15 protein-coding genes are annotated in these 13,618 nt (G+C 44.1%); 9 read left to right on the top strand and 6 right to left on the bottom strand.

All coding sequences use genetic code 11. The features are described from left to right. Nucleotides 1-42: 42 nt before the first annotated feature. Complete coding sequence (locus tag MKX71_RS11925) at nt 43-1,011, top strand: aromatic acid exporter family protein (RefSeq protein ID WP_339231146.1); 969 nt, start codon at nt 43-45, stop codon at nt 1,009-1,011. 51 nt (nt 1,012-1,062) lie between these two features. Further along, nucleotides 1,063-1,593, top strand: coding sequence for a L,D-transpeptidase (locus tag MKX71_RS11920; protein ID WP_116316557.1), 531 nt, complete (start codon nt 1,063-1,065; stop codon nt 1,591-1,593). Nucleotides 1,594-1,612: 19 nt separating this feature from the next. Here the strand turns inward: MKX71_RS11920 and prli42 are convergent, their stop codons facing one another. Then, the gene (prli42, locus tag MKX71_RS11915) at nt 1,613-1,705 is read right to left on the bottom strand and encodes a stressosome-associated protein Prli42 (protein ID WP_003226489.1); all 93 of its coding nucleotides are present in this window, start codon (nt 1,703-1,705) and stop codon (nt 1,613-1,615) included. Between the two features lie 89 nt (nt 1,706-1,794). On the opposite strand from prli42, the gene mce reads away from it, so the two are divergent. Genes mce through MKX71_RS11900 form a run of 3 tightly spaced genes read left to right on the top strand, consistent with a single transcriptional unit; the run spans nt 1,795 to nt 4,866 of the window. Next, nucleotides 1,795-2,217: a methylmalonyl-CoA epimerase gene (gene mce / locus MKX71_RS11910; protein ID WP_004399095.1), complete on the top strand. Its 423-nt coding sequence runs from the start codon at nt 1,795-1,797 to the stop codon at nt 2,215-2,217. Beyond that, the gene (locus MKX71_RS11905) at nt 2,210-3,733 is read left to right on the top strand and encodes an acyl-CoA carboxylase subunit beta (RefSeq protein ID WP_074794484.1); all 1,524 of its coding nucleotides are present in this window, start codon (nt 2,210-2,212) and stop codon (nt 3,731-3,733) included. Before mce ends, MKX71_RS11905 begins: the two co-directional genes overlap by 8 nt. Nucleotides 3,734-3,750: 17 nt before the next feature. Further along, nucleotides 3,751-4,866: a tripeptidase T gene (locus MKX71_RS11900; RefSeq protein WP_003230352.1), complete on the top strand. Its 1,116-nt coding sequence runs from the start codon at nt 3,751-3,753 to the stop codon at nt 4,864-4,866. Between the two features lie 40 nt (nt 4,867-4,906). Here MKX71_RS11900 and MKX71_RS11895 read toward each other — a convergent pair whose 3' ends face one another. The 3 genes from MKX71_RS11895 to mifM all read right to left on the bottom strand — a co-directional run bounded on the left by MKX71_RS11895 (nt 4,907) and on the right by mifM (nt 6,962). Next, nucleotides 4,907-5,635 carry a DUF2071 domain-containing protein gene (locus MKX71_RS11895; protein ID WP_339231144.1) on the bottom strand — a complete coding sequence of 243 codons (729 nt, stop codon included), beginning with the start codon at nt 5,633-5,635 and terminating at the stop codon, nt 4,907-4,909. A gap of 181 nt (nt 5,636-5,816) precedes the next feature. Further along, a complete protein-coding gene (locus tag MKX71_RS11890; protein ID WP_003230359.1) occupies nt 5,817-6,644 on the bottom strand; it encodes a membrane protein insertase YidC in 828 nt (275 codons plus the stop codon). Nucleotides 6,645-6,674: 30 nt separating this feature from the next. Then, nucleotides 6,675-6,962: a membrane protein insertion/folding monitor MifM gene (gene mifM / locus MKX71_RS11885; protein WP_010886563.1), complete on the bottom strand. Its 288-nt coding sequence runs from the start codon at nt 6,960-6,962 to the stop codon at nt 6,675-6,677. Between the two features lie 72 nt (nt 6,963-7,034). On the opposite strand from mifM, the gene MKX71_RS11880 reads away from it, so the two are divergent. Both MKX71_RS11880 and gndA read left to right on the top strand, forming a co-directional pair. After that, complete coding sequence (locus tag MKX71_RS11880) at nt 7,035-8,279, top strand: DNA polymerase IV (RefSeq protein ID WP_004398755.1); 1,245 nt, start codon at nt 7,035-7,037, stop codon at nt 8,277-8,279. 109 nt (nt 8,280-8,388) lie between these two features. Further along, nucleotides 8,389-9,798, top strand: a complete 1,410-nt coding sequence (gene gndA, locus MKX71_RS11875; RefSeq protein WP_003230365.1) for an NADP-dependent phosphogluconate dehydrogenase — start codon at nt 8,389-8,391, stop codon at nt 9,796-9,798. Nucleotides 9,799-9,923: 125 nt separating this feature from the next. Here the strand turns inward: gndA and zwf are convergent, their stop codons facing one another. Further along, nucleotides 9,924-11,393: a glucose-6-phosphate dehydrogenase gene (zwf, locus tag MKX71_RS11870; RefSeq protein ID WP_014114310.1), complete on the bottom strand. Its 1,470-nt coding sequence runs from the start codon at nt 11,391-11,393 to the stop codon at nt 9,924-9,926. A gap of 226 nt (nt 11,394-11,619) precedes the next feature. On the opposite strand from zwf, the gene rnz reads away from it, so the two are divergent. Further along, the gene (rnz, locus tag MKX71_RS11865; protein WP_004398681.1) at nt 11,620-12,543 is read left to right on the top strand and encodes a ribonuclease Z; all 924 of its coding nucleotides are present in this window, start codon (nt 11,620-11,622) and stop codon (nt 12,541-12,543) included. An 81-nt stretch (nt 12,544-12,624) separates the two neighbouring features. After that, nucleotides 12,625-12,774 (top strand): 50S ribosomal protein L33, encoded by a 150-nt coding sequence (rpmG, locus tag MKX71_RS11860; protein WP_003226511.1) that lies wholly within the window; start codon nt 12,625-12,627, stop codon nt 12,772-12,774. A gap of 43 nt (nt 12,775-12,817) precedes the next feature. Here rpmG and MKX71_RS11855 read toward each other — a convergent pair whose 3' ends face one another. Then, complete coding sequence (locus tag MKX71_RS11855) at nt 12,818-13,579, bottom strand: alpha/beta hydrolase (protein ID WP_014477266.1); 762 nt, start codon at nt 13,577-13,579, stop codon at nt 12,818-12,820. Between the last annotated feature and the right edge of the window lie 39 nt (nt 13,580-13,618).

The following is a 13,618-nucleotide window of genomic DNA, read 5'->3' as shown; positions in this document are numbered from 1 at the left end:
TCTTCTTTTTTATTGAAGAAACAAATAGAAATGGAGTCCGACATGTTTAAAATTGGTTACCGCACAACAAAGACCGCGCTTGGAACAGCTTTGGCTATTTATATAAGCCAGTTATTGCATTTGCAAAACTTCGCATCAGCAGGAATCATCACCATTTTGTGCATACAAATCACACAAAAACGGTCGCTTCAGGCCTCGTGGGCCCGCTTTGCGGCATGCTGTCTGGCAATTGCTTTTTCTTGTCTCTTTTTCGAGCTTATTGGCTACCACCCGTTTGTGATCGGAGCGCTTCTTTTGATATTCATTCCGATAACGGTTCTGTTAAAAATTAACGAGGGTATCGTCACCAGTTCTGTTATTATCCTTCATTTATACATGTCCGGCGGCATTACGCCTACTTTCATCTGGAATGAAGTTCAGCTGATTACGGTCGGCATCGGCGTCGCTCTATTGATGAACTTGTATATGCCGAGTCTTGATCGGAAGCTGATTGTTTACCGTAAAAAGATAGAGGATAACTTTGCTGTCATTTTTGCAGAAATCGAACGGTATTTGTTAACTGGTGAGCAAGATTGGTCAGGAAAAGAAATTCCGGAAACGCACCAGCTTATTACGGAGGCTAAAAACCTGGCATATCGAGATGTGCAAAACCACATTTTACGTTACGAAAATCTGCATTATCATTATTTTAAAATGAGAGAAAAGCAATTTGAAATTATTGAACGCCTTCTCCCTAAAGTGACATCGATCTCCATCACGGTAGATCAGGGAAAAATGATCGCTGAATTTATTCATGATTTGCGGGAGGCGATACACCCTGGGAATACAGCGTATAAATTTCTGAAAAGACTTGCTGACATGAGAAAAGAATTTGAGGAGATGCCGCTTCCTGCGACTAGAGAGGAATTTGAAGCGAGGGCCGCTCTCTTCCATATTCTCGGCGAAATGGAACAATATTTAGTGATTAAAAGTTATTTTAAAGGAATAAAAGCGCAAAAATCACTCGGATGATTCGCATGAGCTCTTCCTTCATTGGTCAACCTAATGAAAAAGGAGGAGCTTATGCGTTTTTTCTTATGTTCGATTTTCATGATGATTTCACCGATTTGGCCGCTCGGCGAAAATCCGCTGCCGGGTGATCCGTATGTTATTGTCAACAAGCGAACAAATGAACTTGCTGTTATCCTCGACAACAAAGTAGAAGGCGTGTATAGTGTGGCGACTGGAAAAACAGATGATTTGACGCCTGAAGGAGAGTTTTCGGTAACGGTAAAAGCGGAAAATCCTTACTACAGAAAGAAAAATATTGAAGGGGGATCTCCTGATAACCCGCTTGGGGCAAGATGGATCGGATTTGACGCGAAAGGAACGGACGGGCGGATTTATGGAATTCATGGGACAAACCGAGAGAAATCAGTAGGAAAATTTGTGTCTAACGGCTGTATACGTATGCATAACGATGAGGTTGTTCATTTGTTTCAAACGATACCAGTAGGAACGAGAATGCTGATCACGGACGACAACCGCTCTTTTGAGGAGATTGCCATCGAGCATAAAGCTCTGATAAAAAAGCAGGATATTCCCATTGAATAAGGCGCCTGCTTTTTTATCGTTATAGAAACATGACGATTCCTGAGAGTACAGTTGAAAGAATAAAAACTCCCAAAATCACGATCAAAACGCTTTTCATCAGTTTTTGAGACATGATTTTCACTCCTTAAACAATCTGTCTATATTTTAGCGTGTTTTGAATGGGTGGACAAGCGATATCTATTAGCGAAAGCAGGGATGCAAATGAACAGGCTTGACCATATCGGGATAGCCGTTTTTTCGATAAAAGATGCTAGAAGCTTTTATGAAAATGTATTGGGGCTTGCATTTCTTCATCAAGAAACGGTTGAAGAGCAAAAGGTGAATGTTGCTTTTTTTCAAGCTGGTAGCGTCAAACTTGAGCTGATAGAGCCGTTGACAGCTGACAGCCCCGTCCATTTATTTTTGGAGAAGAAAGGGCAGGGACTGCATCATATTGCGTTTTTGTGCAACTGCCTATCTGAACAGCTTCAAGCATTGTCTGACCAGCATGTTCAATTGATTGACAGGTTTCCAAGACAGGGAGCGAACGGGAAAAAGATCGCGTTTATTTCCCCTCGGGAAACAAACGGTGTTCTTGTAGAGCTTTGTGAACCGAAAGGAGACCAACACAATGAGCATGAATGAGCACATGGATCATTTATACACGAAACGCAAGCAGGCAGAAGAAGGCGGAGGACGGGAAAAGCTGGCTCAGCAGCGGCAAAAGGGCAAGCTCACTGCTCGGGAAAGGATCATATTTCTTCTAGATCAGGACAGCTTTATCGAATTACACCCCTTCATGGAAAGTCAAGTGTTAACAAGAGAACAGCGCATGTTAGGGGATGGGGTCGTGACAGGGTACGGCACAATTGACGGCCGCTCAGTTTATGTATTTGCGCAAGACTTCACAGTGTACGGAGGGGCGCTTGGCGAAACCCATGCCAGGAAAATCTGCGCTTTGATGGATCTGGCAGCAAAAAATAAGGCGCCGATTATCGGGCTGAATGACTCAGGTGGTGCGAGAATTCAAGAGGGTGTGTTATCATTAGATGGATACGGTCACATATTTTACCGAAACGTCTTATATTCCGGAGTCATTCCGCAAATATCGGTTATTTTAGGGCCGTGCGCTGGAGGCGCTGTATATTCTCCGGCACTCACAGATTTTATATTTATGGCTGAACAGACCGGCCGGATGTTTATTACCGGCCCGAAGGTGATTGAAAAAGTGACAGGGGAACAGGTTGATGCGGAGAGCTTAGGCGGAGCGGGGATACATAATGCCGTCAGCGGAAACGCCCACTTTTCCGGGCATACGGAGAAGGAGGTTCTGACAGGGGTGAGAAAACTGCTGTCTTATTTGCCGCTGAATGGCCGGACAACAGAGCCGAAGCCAGAGAAAGAGGCGTCCAGACCGTTATTAAACCGTCTTGTCCCTGCTGATACGACAAAGCCTTATGATGTTCGGAAGGTGATTAGGGAGCTGGCTGACCCGCAATCTTTTTTTGAGATTCAGCCATTTTTTGCGAAGAACATTGTCATTGGGTTTGCAAGGCTGGGTGAAAAAGCAATCGGCATCGTGGCGAGCCAGCCGAAGCATCTGGCGGGAAGCCTGACGATTGACGCTGCTGATAAAGCAGCAAGGTTCATCCGTTTTTGTGACGCATTTGATATCCCGCTGTTGACTGTCGAAGATGTCCCGGGGTTTCTGCCGGGTATTCAGCAAGAGCACAATGGAATCATCAGGCATGGAGCAAAATTATTGTTTGCTTATGCTGAAGCGACTGTCCCAAAAGTCACACTCATCATTAGAAAAGCGTACGGCGGCGCCTATGTGGCCATGAACAGCAAAGCGATCGGAGCGGACCTTGTGTTTGCATGGCCGAATGCTGAAATCGCAGTGATGGGTCCAGAAGGTGCGGCATCGATTTTGTATGAAAAGGAAATCAAAGCTTCAGCTGACCCGCAAAAGACGAAACGCGAAAAAACAGCTGAATACAAAAAGCAAAACGCCGGCCCATACAAAGCGGCCGCTTGTGGAATGGTCGATGACATCATTTTGCCGGAAGAATCAAGGGGAAAACTGATTCAAGCTTTTCATATGCTTGCACATAAGACAGAAGAGAGACCGAAAAAAAAGCACGGTAACATACCGCTTTAATATGGAGGGACTTACAAATGGTGAATGAAAAACGCCTGCTGGAAGAATTTTTAGAGCTTGTCCAAATTGACTCAGAAACAAAGCACGAAGCTGAAATCTGCAAAGTGCTGAAACGAAAATTTTCTGATTTAGGTGTGGACGTTAAAGAAGACGATACAATGGATATCACGGGCCACGGAGCCGGTAACCTGATTTGCACGCTAAAAGGGACAAAACAAACAGATACGATCTATTTTACATCTCATATGGACACAGTTGTACCCGGAAACGGCGTAAAACCAGTTGTAGAGAACGGTTACGTCAAAACTGACGGCACGACGATTTTAGGCGCTGATGATAAAGCGGGATTGGCTGCAATGTTTGAGGCGATTAAGGTGCTGAAAGAAGAAAACATTGAACACGGCACGATTGAATTCATCATCACAGTAGGGGAAGAATCGGGTCTGATCGGAGCGAAGGCGCTTGACCGTTCTATGATCACTGCATCCTACGGCTATGCTCTTGATTCAGACGGAAAAGTCGGAAATATCATTGTGGCCGCGCCGACACAGGCGAAGGTAAGAGCGGCAATTTTCGGGAAAACCGCGCACGCCGGGGTTGAACCTGAAAAAGGGATTTCAGCGATTACAATCGCTAGCAAAGCCATTTCAAAAATGCCATTGGGCCGTATCGATGAAGAAACAACAGCTAATATCGGCCGGTTTGAAGGCGGCACACAAACAAATATTGTGTGCGACGAAGTTCATATTCTTGCTGAAGCGCGCTCTTTAGTTCCTGAGAAAATGGAAGCTCAGGTTCAAAAAATGAAAGCTGCTTTTGAAGAGGCAGCTGCTGATATGGGCGGACGCGCAGAAGTCGAAATTGAGGTTATGTATCCGGGCTTTAAATATCAAGACGGCGACCAAGTTGTTGAAATCGCGAAAAAAGCGGCTGCTAAAATCGGACGTCCAAGCGAGCTGCAAACGAGCGGCGGCGGAAGCGACGCGAACGTAATCGCTGGTCATGGCATCCCGACGGTCAATCTTGCTGTCGGTTATGAGCAAATCCATACAAAAAATGAAAAAATGCCGATCGAAGAGCTCGTTAAAACGGCAGAAATGGTTGTTGCCATTATTGAAGAGGCGGCAAAATAAAAAAAGAAAACCCGAGTGCGATTTCCCGCATCGGGTTTTTTTAGCTCCATTTCCTAAGCGGCCAAAATAACACATCCTGTTTTTTAGCATAATGAAGCAAGGGGTCTGACTCCGGCAATGTAATACCGTGAGCATCAGTCACCGTATTGACTGAAATTTCTGCTTCGGCGTTTTGCAGCAGCCACGGATGATGATGGATGTCTTCGTAATAGAGCTTATTGCGATAAGTGGTGTAGAGCCTGTATCGTTCTGTCAGCCAGTAATCGAGCGAATCCTTTTCTGCTGTAAAAGGCGCTGAAATGGGCCGGTATGCGGCCTGGAATGCTGCTTCTTTGTCATTTTTCCGCTTGCTGACATAGTCAATGGCATCACCGTTTTTTTCGGCTTTCATATCCGCGTAAAAATAAGGCAGATGAAAGAATGTGCGAGCGCCAAGGACCGCCAGACGATGATCGGCATCTAAGCTTAAAAAATAAATGCCGGGCTTGCCTTTATACGTGACATAGGTGCGGAGATTAAGCTCAGGAAATGCACGCGCACCGGGAATGACAGGAAGATAACGCGCCCTCAGGTTCGTGAGCATAAAGGGAAGCATGCTGATCCAAGCTTGCCCGTTATATGTATCTAATTCTAAAACGGACGGTACCAAAGCGCGAAGGATAGAAACATCAACAGGCCAGTGAGCAAATAAGACATCATTCCAGGTTTGTCTCATGATCCAGATTCCATCAGGTACAGAAATATTTTTTTGCTGAAAGCGTTCCGTCAACGTATATGCTCCTTTCGGTTGGAGGTGAGTAAAGGTATTCCCGATTTCCTTCTTTTTAAACGATACGGCTATTTTTTAGGATGGCCATTTCTGCTTCAGCCATGATAAACAAGACTGTTTGGCGCGGTATGCTTTGCAAGTAACAAAAAACAACCCCGGCTTTTCGCACGGGGTTGCTTTTTTATTTCACCGACTCAGTAAGAGCGGCTGTTTTTTTACTTTTATGATGCGTCATCTGAAGGACGATGTTTTGCACTGTCAAAAACAGTCCGCTTGTAAACCAGTACAGCGGAAGGGCTGCCGGCACATTAAGCGAGAAAATCGTCATCATCACAGGGAAGATGAACACCATCAATTTTGCGGATTGCTGCGCCGCAGGGTTTTGCGGGACAGCGGAATATTTCGCGCTCAGTTTTTGAGCGATATAGGCTTGGACAAAATACATAATCCCTGCACTAAGGGACATGAGAATATCAGATTGCCCTAAACTGAACCATAGAAACGAGTGTGACGCAATTTCAGGTGTTGAGCGAATCGCGTAATAAAGCCCAATCATAATCGGAGACTGAATCAGCATTGGAAGACAGCCCATCGCAAGCGGGTTGATATTATGCTCCTGATACAGCTTCATCATTTCCATTTGCAGCTCTTTTTGCTTTTCCGGGTCCTTCGTCTTTTTCAACTTAACCTGGATACTGTCAACCTGAGGTTTAATAACGGCCATTTTCTCTTGGAAGATGCGCTGTTTTTTGAACTGATTGACAAACAAAGGCAATACAACTATACGCACAATAATGGTTACGAGGATAATAGAGAGTCCGTATTCTCCGTGAAACAGCCCGGCAACACCCTTAAGCAGAGCGGAAAACGGTTCGATTAAATAATCGTGGAAAAAACCTACGTTGCTGAGGCCTCCCACCTGATTAGTCGCTGCAAATGCAGCATTGCCCGAGCATAATACGATCAAAAAGATACCCATAGCCAAAAGTTTTTGATATGTTTTTAACAATTTTGTTCTCCTCCTTTTTATAAATGCGGTTTATAAAAGAAGAGAACCGGCGTCTTCCTCATCGTTCACAGGCGAATTCATGCGGAAGACTTTACGTATCCAAGTTGTAATGCGATGATATATAATAATAAGAAAGTCTGTTCGGTTAATGTGAAAGACCGTCTGATGTTCATCTGTTCGTTTTGATTTCCATTGCTCGCCCGCACGGCACTCCCGTAAGAGGAATGCAATCCCGATTGCCGTTAGAGCAGGAAGAATAATTGTGAAAAAATCGACTAAGAATAAAACGTCATTTATCGATTCCACAAACATTGTCATCACATCCATTCAATAGCTTCATTTTACTATATGTACAAGCTGTTGTCTAATGACCGAAAAGGAGATTTGTTTATGCCGGGAAAGAGCCGAATTATTTTCCATATTGATATGAATAGCTTTTATGCGTCGGTTGAAATGGCATATGATCCGGCTCTCCGGGGAAAGCCGGTTGCAGTTGCCGGAAACGTAAAAGAGCGAAAGGGCATTGTGGTAACATGCAGCTACGAAGCAAGAGCGCGCGGCGTCAAAACAACGATGCCGGTTTGGCAAGCGAAGCGCCATTGTCCTGAGCTCATCGTTCTTCCGCCGAACTTTGACCGCTATAGAAACTCTTCACGAGCGATGTTTACCATTCTTCGTGAATATACTGACCTGGTGGAGCCTGTCTCCATCGACGAAGGCTATATGGACATGACCGATACACCATACAGCAGCCGCGCTCTAGAGACGGCAAAAGAAATCCAAAGCAGGCTGCAAAAAGAGCTGCTGCTCCCGTCAAGCATAGGGATTGCACCGAATAAATTTCTCGCTAAGATGGCGTCTGATATGAAAAAACCGCTTGGAATTACGATCTTAAGAAAGAGGCAAGTGCCTGATATCCTGTGGCCGCTTCCTGTTGGAGAGATGCACGGAGTCGGCAAAAAGACAGCGGAAAAACTGAAGGGACTCGGCATCCATACAATCGGAGAGCTAGCTGCAGCTGATGAACACTCGCTGAAGCGCCTGCTTGGCATCAACGGTCCGCGCCTTAAAAATAAAGCAAATGGCATTCACCATGCGCCGGTTGACCCGGAGCGCATTTACGAATTTAAAAGCGTCGGCAACTCATCGACACTTTCCCATGATTCCAGTGATGAAGAAGAGCTGTTAGGCGTCTTTAGAAAGCTTGCCGCTTCTGTGAGTGACCGTTTACAGCGCAAGGAAGTCATGGCTTCGAAGCTTTTTATTATGATTAGATATGCGGATTGGAGAACCATCACAAGAAGCACTACGCTGAGAAACCCGATTGATCAAAAAAATGACATTTTGAAAGAAGCGGAGCACCTCTTTTTTAAACATTGGAATAAAAATCCTGTCAGGCTGCTTGGCATTACCGGAACGGATTTAGTAGAAAAAGAGCAGGCCTATAAACAGCTCGATTTGTTCAGCTTTAATGAAGATGCGAAGGATGAGCCCATTCAGCAGATGATGGAAAAGCTGAATAAAAAGTACGGTACCAAACTGATCAGAAAAGGGGCAACGTTAAAAAAAGAGGAGAGCAAAACAAAGGGAACAAGCTTTAATAAAGATTTTTTTCAAGATGAAAAGAAAAGCTGAATCGCTTGAAAAAAAGGGTGAATGTATGGTAATTTCTTTATTATAAATATCATTTTATTTTAATTTAAATTTTAAAATGATTAAACGTTTGCAGAAGGGACGTTAGAATATGTCAAAACAACAAATCGGCGTTATCGGACTTGCGGTCATGGGTAAAAATCTGGCTTTAAATATCGAAAGCCGGGGATTTTCTGTTTCTGTTTACAACAGATCAAGCAGTAAAACTGAGGAGTTTTTACAGGAGGCAAAAGGAAAAAATGTTGTTGGCACTTACAGCATTGAAGAATTTGTCCAATCCTTGGAAACACCGCGCAAAATCTTATTAATGGTTAAAGCGGGAACTGCAACAGATGCGACAATTCAATCTCTTCTTCCTCATCTAGAGAAGGATGATATTTTAATTGACGGCGGTAATACATACTATAAAGATACACAGCGCCGTAACAAAGAACTCGCTGAAAGCGGCATTCATTTTATCGGAACAGGCGTTTCCGGCGGAGAAGAAGGGGCGCTTAAAGGACCTTCTATCATGCCTGGCGGACAAAAAGAAGCACATGAGCTTGTAAAACCGATTCTTGAAGCCATTTCTGCAAAAGTTGACGGAGAACCTTGTACGACATATATCGGGCCGGACGGCGCCGGCCATTACGTAAAAATGGTGCACAACGGAATTGAATACGGAGATATGCAGCTGATCTCTGAATCATATTTCATTCTGAAACAGGTGCTGGGCCTTTCTGCTGATGAGCTTCATGAAGTTTTCGCTGAATGGAATAAAGGTGAGCTTGATAGCTACCTGATTGAGATTACGGCTGACATCTTCACAAAAAAAGACGAAGAGACAGGCAAACCGCTTGTTGATGTGATTCTTGATAAAGCAGGCCAAAAAGGAACAGGAAAATGGACAAGCCAAAGCGCACTTGACTTAGGCGTTCCGCTTCCGATTATTACTGAATCTGTATTCGCACGCTTTATCTCAGCTATGAAGGAAGAGCGTGTAAAAGCGAGCGGACTTCTTTCAGGACCAGAAGTGAAGCCTGTTACAGAAAATAAAGAAGAGCTGATTGAAGCGGTCAGAAAAGCGTTGTTCATGAGTAAAATCTGTTCATACGCGCAAGGATTTGCCCAAATGAAAGCTGCTTCTGAAGAATACAACTGGGATCTGAAATATGGTGAAATCGCTATGATCTTCCGCGGTGGCTGCATCATTCGTGCGGCATTCCTTCAGAAGATCAAAGAAGCTTACGATCGCGAGCCTGAGCTTGACAACCTGCTTCTTGACAGCTATTTCAAGAATATTGTAGAAAGCTACCAAGGAGCGCTTCGCCAAGTGATTTCACTTGCAGTTGCCCAAGGTGTGCCGGTGCCATCATTCTCAAGCGCATTAGCCTACTATGACAGCTACCGCACAGCCGTACTGCCTGCAAACTTAATCCAAGCACAGCGCGACTACTTTGGCGCTCATACTTATGAGCGTACTGACAAAGAAGGCATCTTCCATACTGAATGGATGAAGTAATCAATAGAAACCCCCGAAGCTCTAGAGCTTTGGGGGGTTTTGTTATTAAAAAGATTGTTATACCTTTGTGGCAACTGCAAAAAAGCCGAAAATGCTTACAAGCATTTTCGGCTTTTTTCTTCTTATTATATATTCCACCAGTGTAAGCCGTCTTTCGCCAAAAGATCATCAGATTCTTTCGGTCCCATTGAGCCTGATTCGTAGTTAGGAGATAAGGTTTTGTTTGCTGCCCATGTTTCAGAAATAGAGTCGACAAAGCTCCAAGAAAGGGCAACTTCATCCCAGTGTGCAAAGTTTGTTGCATCGCCAAGAAGACAGTCGTGAATTAGTTTTTCATATGCTTCAGGGGTGTTCAACTCGTCATTGCAATTGCTGCAATAATCGAGTTTGATTGGCTGTGCGTGTGCTGCTCCGCCAAGCTTTTTAGCATTTAAGTAAAGCGTAATGCCTTCGTCAGGCTGAATATGAATGACAAGCAAGTTCGGATTCATGTTGTTTTCATTACCGTAGTACAGGTTCATCGGAATGTCCTTAAATTGAACGACAATTTTTGTGGACTTTTCTTTCATTCGTTTTCCGGTTCTGATGTAGAATGGAACACCAGCCCATCTGAAGTTGTCGATCAAGAGCTTGCCGGCAACAAAGGTTTCTGTATTGGAGTCAGGAGCGACATTATCTTCATCTGTATAAGCAGGAACCGGTACACCGTCAATTTCACCAGCTTGATATTGTCCGCGCACAAAGTATTCATCCACTTCGTCTTTTGCAATAGGACGCAGTGCTCTCAGCACCTTCACTTTTTCGCTGCGGATTTCTTCTGTGTTCAATTTGATAGGCGGCTCCATTGCAAGAAGGGCAACCATCTGCATAATATGGTTTTGCACCATGTCGCGAAGGGCGCCTGATTTTTCGTAATATCTTGCGCGGTCTTCAACGCCTAGTGATTCGCTAGATGTGATTTGAATGTTTGAAATGTAGCGGTTTGTCCAAAGCGGTTCGAAAATCGCATTGGCAAATCGAATCACTTCAATGTTCTGAACCATTTGTTTGCCTAGATAATGGTCGATTCTGTATATTTGATCTTCCGTAAATGCTTCGCGGATTTCTTTATTCAATGCCTGTGCGCTTGGCAGATCATGGCCGAACGGTTTTTCGATGACAAGGCGGGACCAGCCGGTTGTAGCTGTTACACCCTCTGATTTTAATGTTTTTGCAATCGTTCCGAAGAATTCAGGAGCCATTGCCAAGTAGAACATTCTGTTGTTAGGAATTTGATATGTATCTTCCAGCTGGTTAAGCAATACGTTTAGCTCTTGATAAGAACCAGGGTTTGTCACGTCAAACGGGTGATAGTAAAAATGAGACGTGAAATCATCTATATGCTTATCTGCAGATGAGGAAATGGATGTTTTAACAGTTTGGCGAAGATCCTCATTAGACCAAGGTCTTCTTCCAACTCCTACCACTGCAAACTCTTCTCCGATTTGTCCGTTTTGATATAAACGGTGAATAGACGGATACAATTTTCGTTTTGCTAAATCTCCAGTTGCACCGAATATGACAATTACTGCTTTTGGTTGTTGGTTTGTTTTCACTAAAAGTACCTCACTTTATTCGAAGCTTTATTTTAGTACACCCCGTATATTTCCTTCATTTTAAATCTAAAATTCAACGAAAGCAAACATTTAAGCCCTTTTTTAAGCAGAATGCTGAAAAAATGTTTCTAGCACGAAAGGATTGTTCTTTTCAGAGGCAAGATTCACATTTTCCGCTTGATCCTGTATTCTTGTAGGTATCTGGTTCTAGTAGGAGGAAGGAAACGTGGAATTACTTTTTTTAGGGACGGGAGCCGGCATCCCCGCCAAGGCGAGAAATGTAACGTCGGTGGCATTAAAATTGCTTGAAGAAAGGCGTTCGGTATGGCTTTTTGACTGCGGGGAAGCCACACAGCATCAAATTTTACATACAACGATTAAACCTCGTAAAATAGAGAAAATCTTTATTACACACATGCACGGCGATCATGTATACGGACTTCCGGGGCTTCTGGGGAGCCGTTCCTTTCAAGGCGGAGAGGACGAGCTGACAGTGTACGGACCTAAAGGGATCAAGGCGTTTATTGAAACAAGCCTTGCCGTCACGAAAACCCATTTGACATATCCGCTTGCGATCCAGGAAATTGAAGAAGGAATCGTGTTTGAGGACGATCAGTTTATTGTCACAGCGGTATCTGTTATTCATGGAGTGGAAGCCTTCGGGTACCGTGTGCAGGAAAAAGACGTACCGGGTTCCTTGAAGGCTGACGTATTAAAAGAAATGAACATCCCGCCCGGACCTGTATATCAGAAAATCAAAAAAGGCGAAACGGTAACGCTTGAAGACGGACGAATCATCAATGGGAATGATTTTCTGGAGCCTCCTAAAAAGGGAAGATCTGTTGTGTTCTCCGGTGATACGAGAGTAAGTGACAAACTAAAAGAGCTTGCGAGGGATTGTGATGTGCTTGTTCATGAAGCAACCTTTGCTAAGGAAGACCGTAAACTTGCTTATGATTATTATCACAGTACAACGGAACAAGCGGCTGTAACAGCGAAAGAAGCAAGAGCGAAGCAGCTCATTTTAACCCATATCAGCGCAAGATATCAGGGAGATGCTTCTTTGGAGCTTCAAAAAGAAGCGGTTGACGTTTTCCCCAATAGCGTGGCAGCATATGATTTCTTAGAGGTAAACGTCCCGCGAGGCTGAAGGCGGAGCTCTTATTTGACAATTTGTGATGACGTTGTATAATAAAACGTAATCATTACGCTTTATAAGGAGATGTTAATTATGAGAGTAAATGTTACTTTAGCCTGCACTGAAACGGGAGACCGAAATTACATCACAACAAAAAATAAACGCACCAATCCAGACCGTTTGGAGCTGAAAAAATATTCACCGCGTTTAAAGAAATATACCCTTCACCGTGAAACAAAATAATATAAAAGACCGGGAATCCCTTACGGCCCGGTCTTTTTTTACGTTAATTGACTGCCTGGTAAAGAGGAGCGGCCTGCTGGCACGCAGCGCACCATACGTCATAAATAGCCAAGTGAACGATATGAGGTTCATCATGATGGATGTTGTGGGAGCTGTTTTTAGCTTGAATCCAGCCGCTTTGGTTAGATAGAGACAATATGCTGCTGTGCAAGTTTTGCCACTCCTGTTCAGCAGCGAATTTCTCAGTCCGTTCTCCTGATGACAACACAAGGAGAGGCATGTTTCCTAAGTGGACTTGCCGCTTTTTGAGCTCCTGCAGACTTTTTGAAAACTCTGCATGCGTGCCCTCAAGCATCATCTTTCTCGTATGTGATTTGTGCATTTCTTCGGGTATAAAGGTAAAGCTGGCGCAATCGCCTAAAGCTGGGTCAAGAAGGACCATGCCGATAATATCATACTTGTTTTTGCAGGCCCATAAACCGGTGATGACAGCTCCGTATGAGTGTGAAACAGCCAAATAAGGAGGTTTTACATCAGCTGCTTTAAGCAAACTCTCCAATTCTTTCACTTGTTGATCAGCTGTTCGTTTAGCTCTGCTTTGCCCGCTTTTTCCTATGCCTGCCCGATCATATGTGAAAATGCCAAATTCATCATCAATGTCCGCCATTAATGGTTTCCACGTCTCAGAAGAAGTACCATAGCCGGCCTCAAAGACAATCGTTACACCGCTTGATCCTTTCCGGTGCTGTGTATGAAACGCACATCCGTCAATTGTATATGTCTTTTCCATCCAAGCTGATTTCATTGGAGTCATCTCCTCTAATTGGTTCTACTAGGGAGACGG

It is taken from the genome of Bacillus sp. FSL M8-0071 (assembly GCF_037975455.1).
Taxonomy (GTDB): Bacteria; Bacillota; Bacilli; order Bacillales; family Bacillaceae; genus Bacillus; species Bacillus subtilis.
Note: the sequence above shows the minus strand (reverse complement) of the source record. Positions and strands in the feature narration are given on the sequence as shown.

Excerpts from the sequence above, each read along its gene's own strand:
- MKX71_RS11925 (WP_339231146.1), top strand. The coding sequence starts at position 43 with ATGTTTAAAATTGGTTACCGCACAACAAAGACCGCGCTTGGAACAGCT.
- MKX71_RS11920 (WP_116316557.1), top strand. The coding sequence starts at position 1,063 with ATGCGTTTTTTCTTATGTTCGATTTTCATGATGATTTCACCGATTTGG.
- prli42 (WP_003226489.1), bottom strand. The coding sequence starts at position 1,705 with ATGTCTCAAAAACTGATGAAAAGCGTTTTGATCGTGATTTTGGGAGTT.
- mce (WP_004399095.1), top strand. The coding sequence starts at position 1,795 with ATGAACAGGCTTGACCATATCGGGATAGCCGTTTTTTCGATAAAAGAT.
- MKX71_RS11905 (WP_074794484.1), top strand. The coding sequence starts at position 2,210 with ATGAATGAGCACATGGATCATTTATACACGAAACGCAAGCAGGCAGAA.
- MKX71_RS11900 (WP_003230352.1), top strand. The coding sequence starts at position 3,751 with ATGGTGAATGAAAAACGCCTGCTGGAAGAATTTTTAGAGCTTGTCCAA.
- mifM (WP_010886563.1), bottom strand. The coding sequence starts at position 6,962 with ATGACAATGTTTGTGGAATCGATAAATGACGTTTTATTCTTAGTCGAT.
- MKX71_RS11880 (WP_004398755.1), top strand. The coding sequence starts at position 7,035 with ATGCCGGGAAAGAGCCGAATTATTTTCCATATTGATATGAATAGCTTT.
- gndA (WP_003230365.1), top strand. The coding sequence starts at position 8,389 with ATGTCAAAACAACAAATCGGCGTTATCGGACTTGCGGTCATGGGTAAA.
- rpmG (WP_003226511.1), top strand. The coding sequence starts at position 12,625 with ATGAGAGTAAATGTTACTTTAGCCTGCACTGAAACGGGAGACCGAAAT.
- MKX71_RS11855 (WP_014477266.1), bottom strand. The coding sequence starts at position 13,579 with ATGAAATCAGCTTGGATGGAAAAGACATATACAATTGACGGATGTGCG.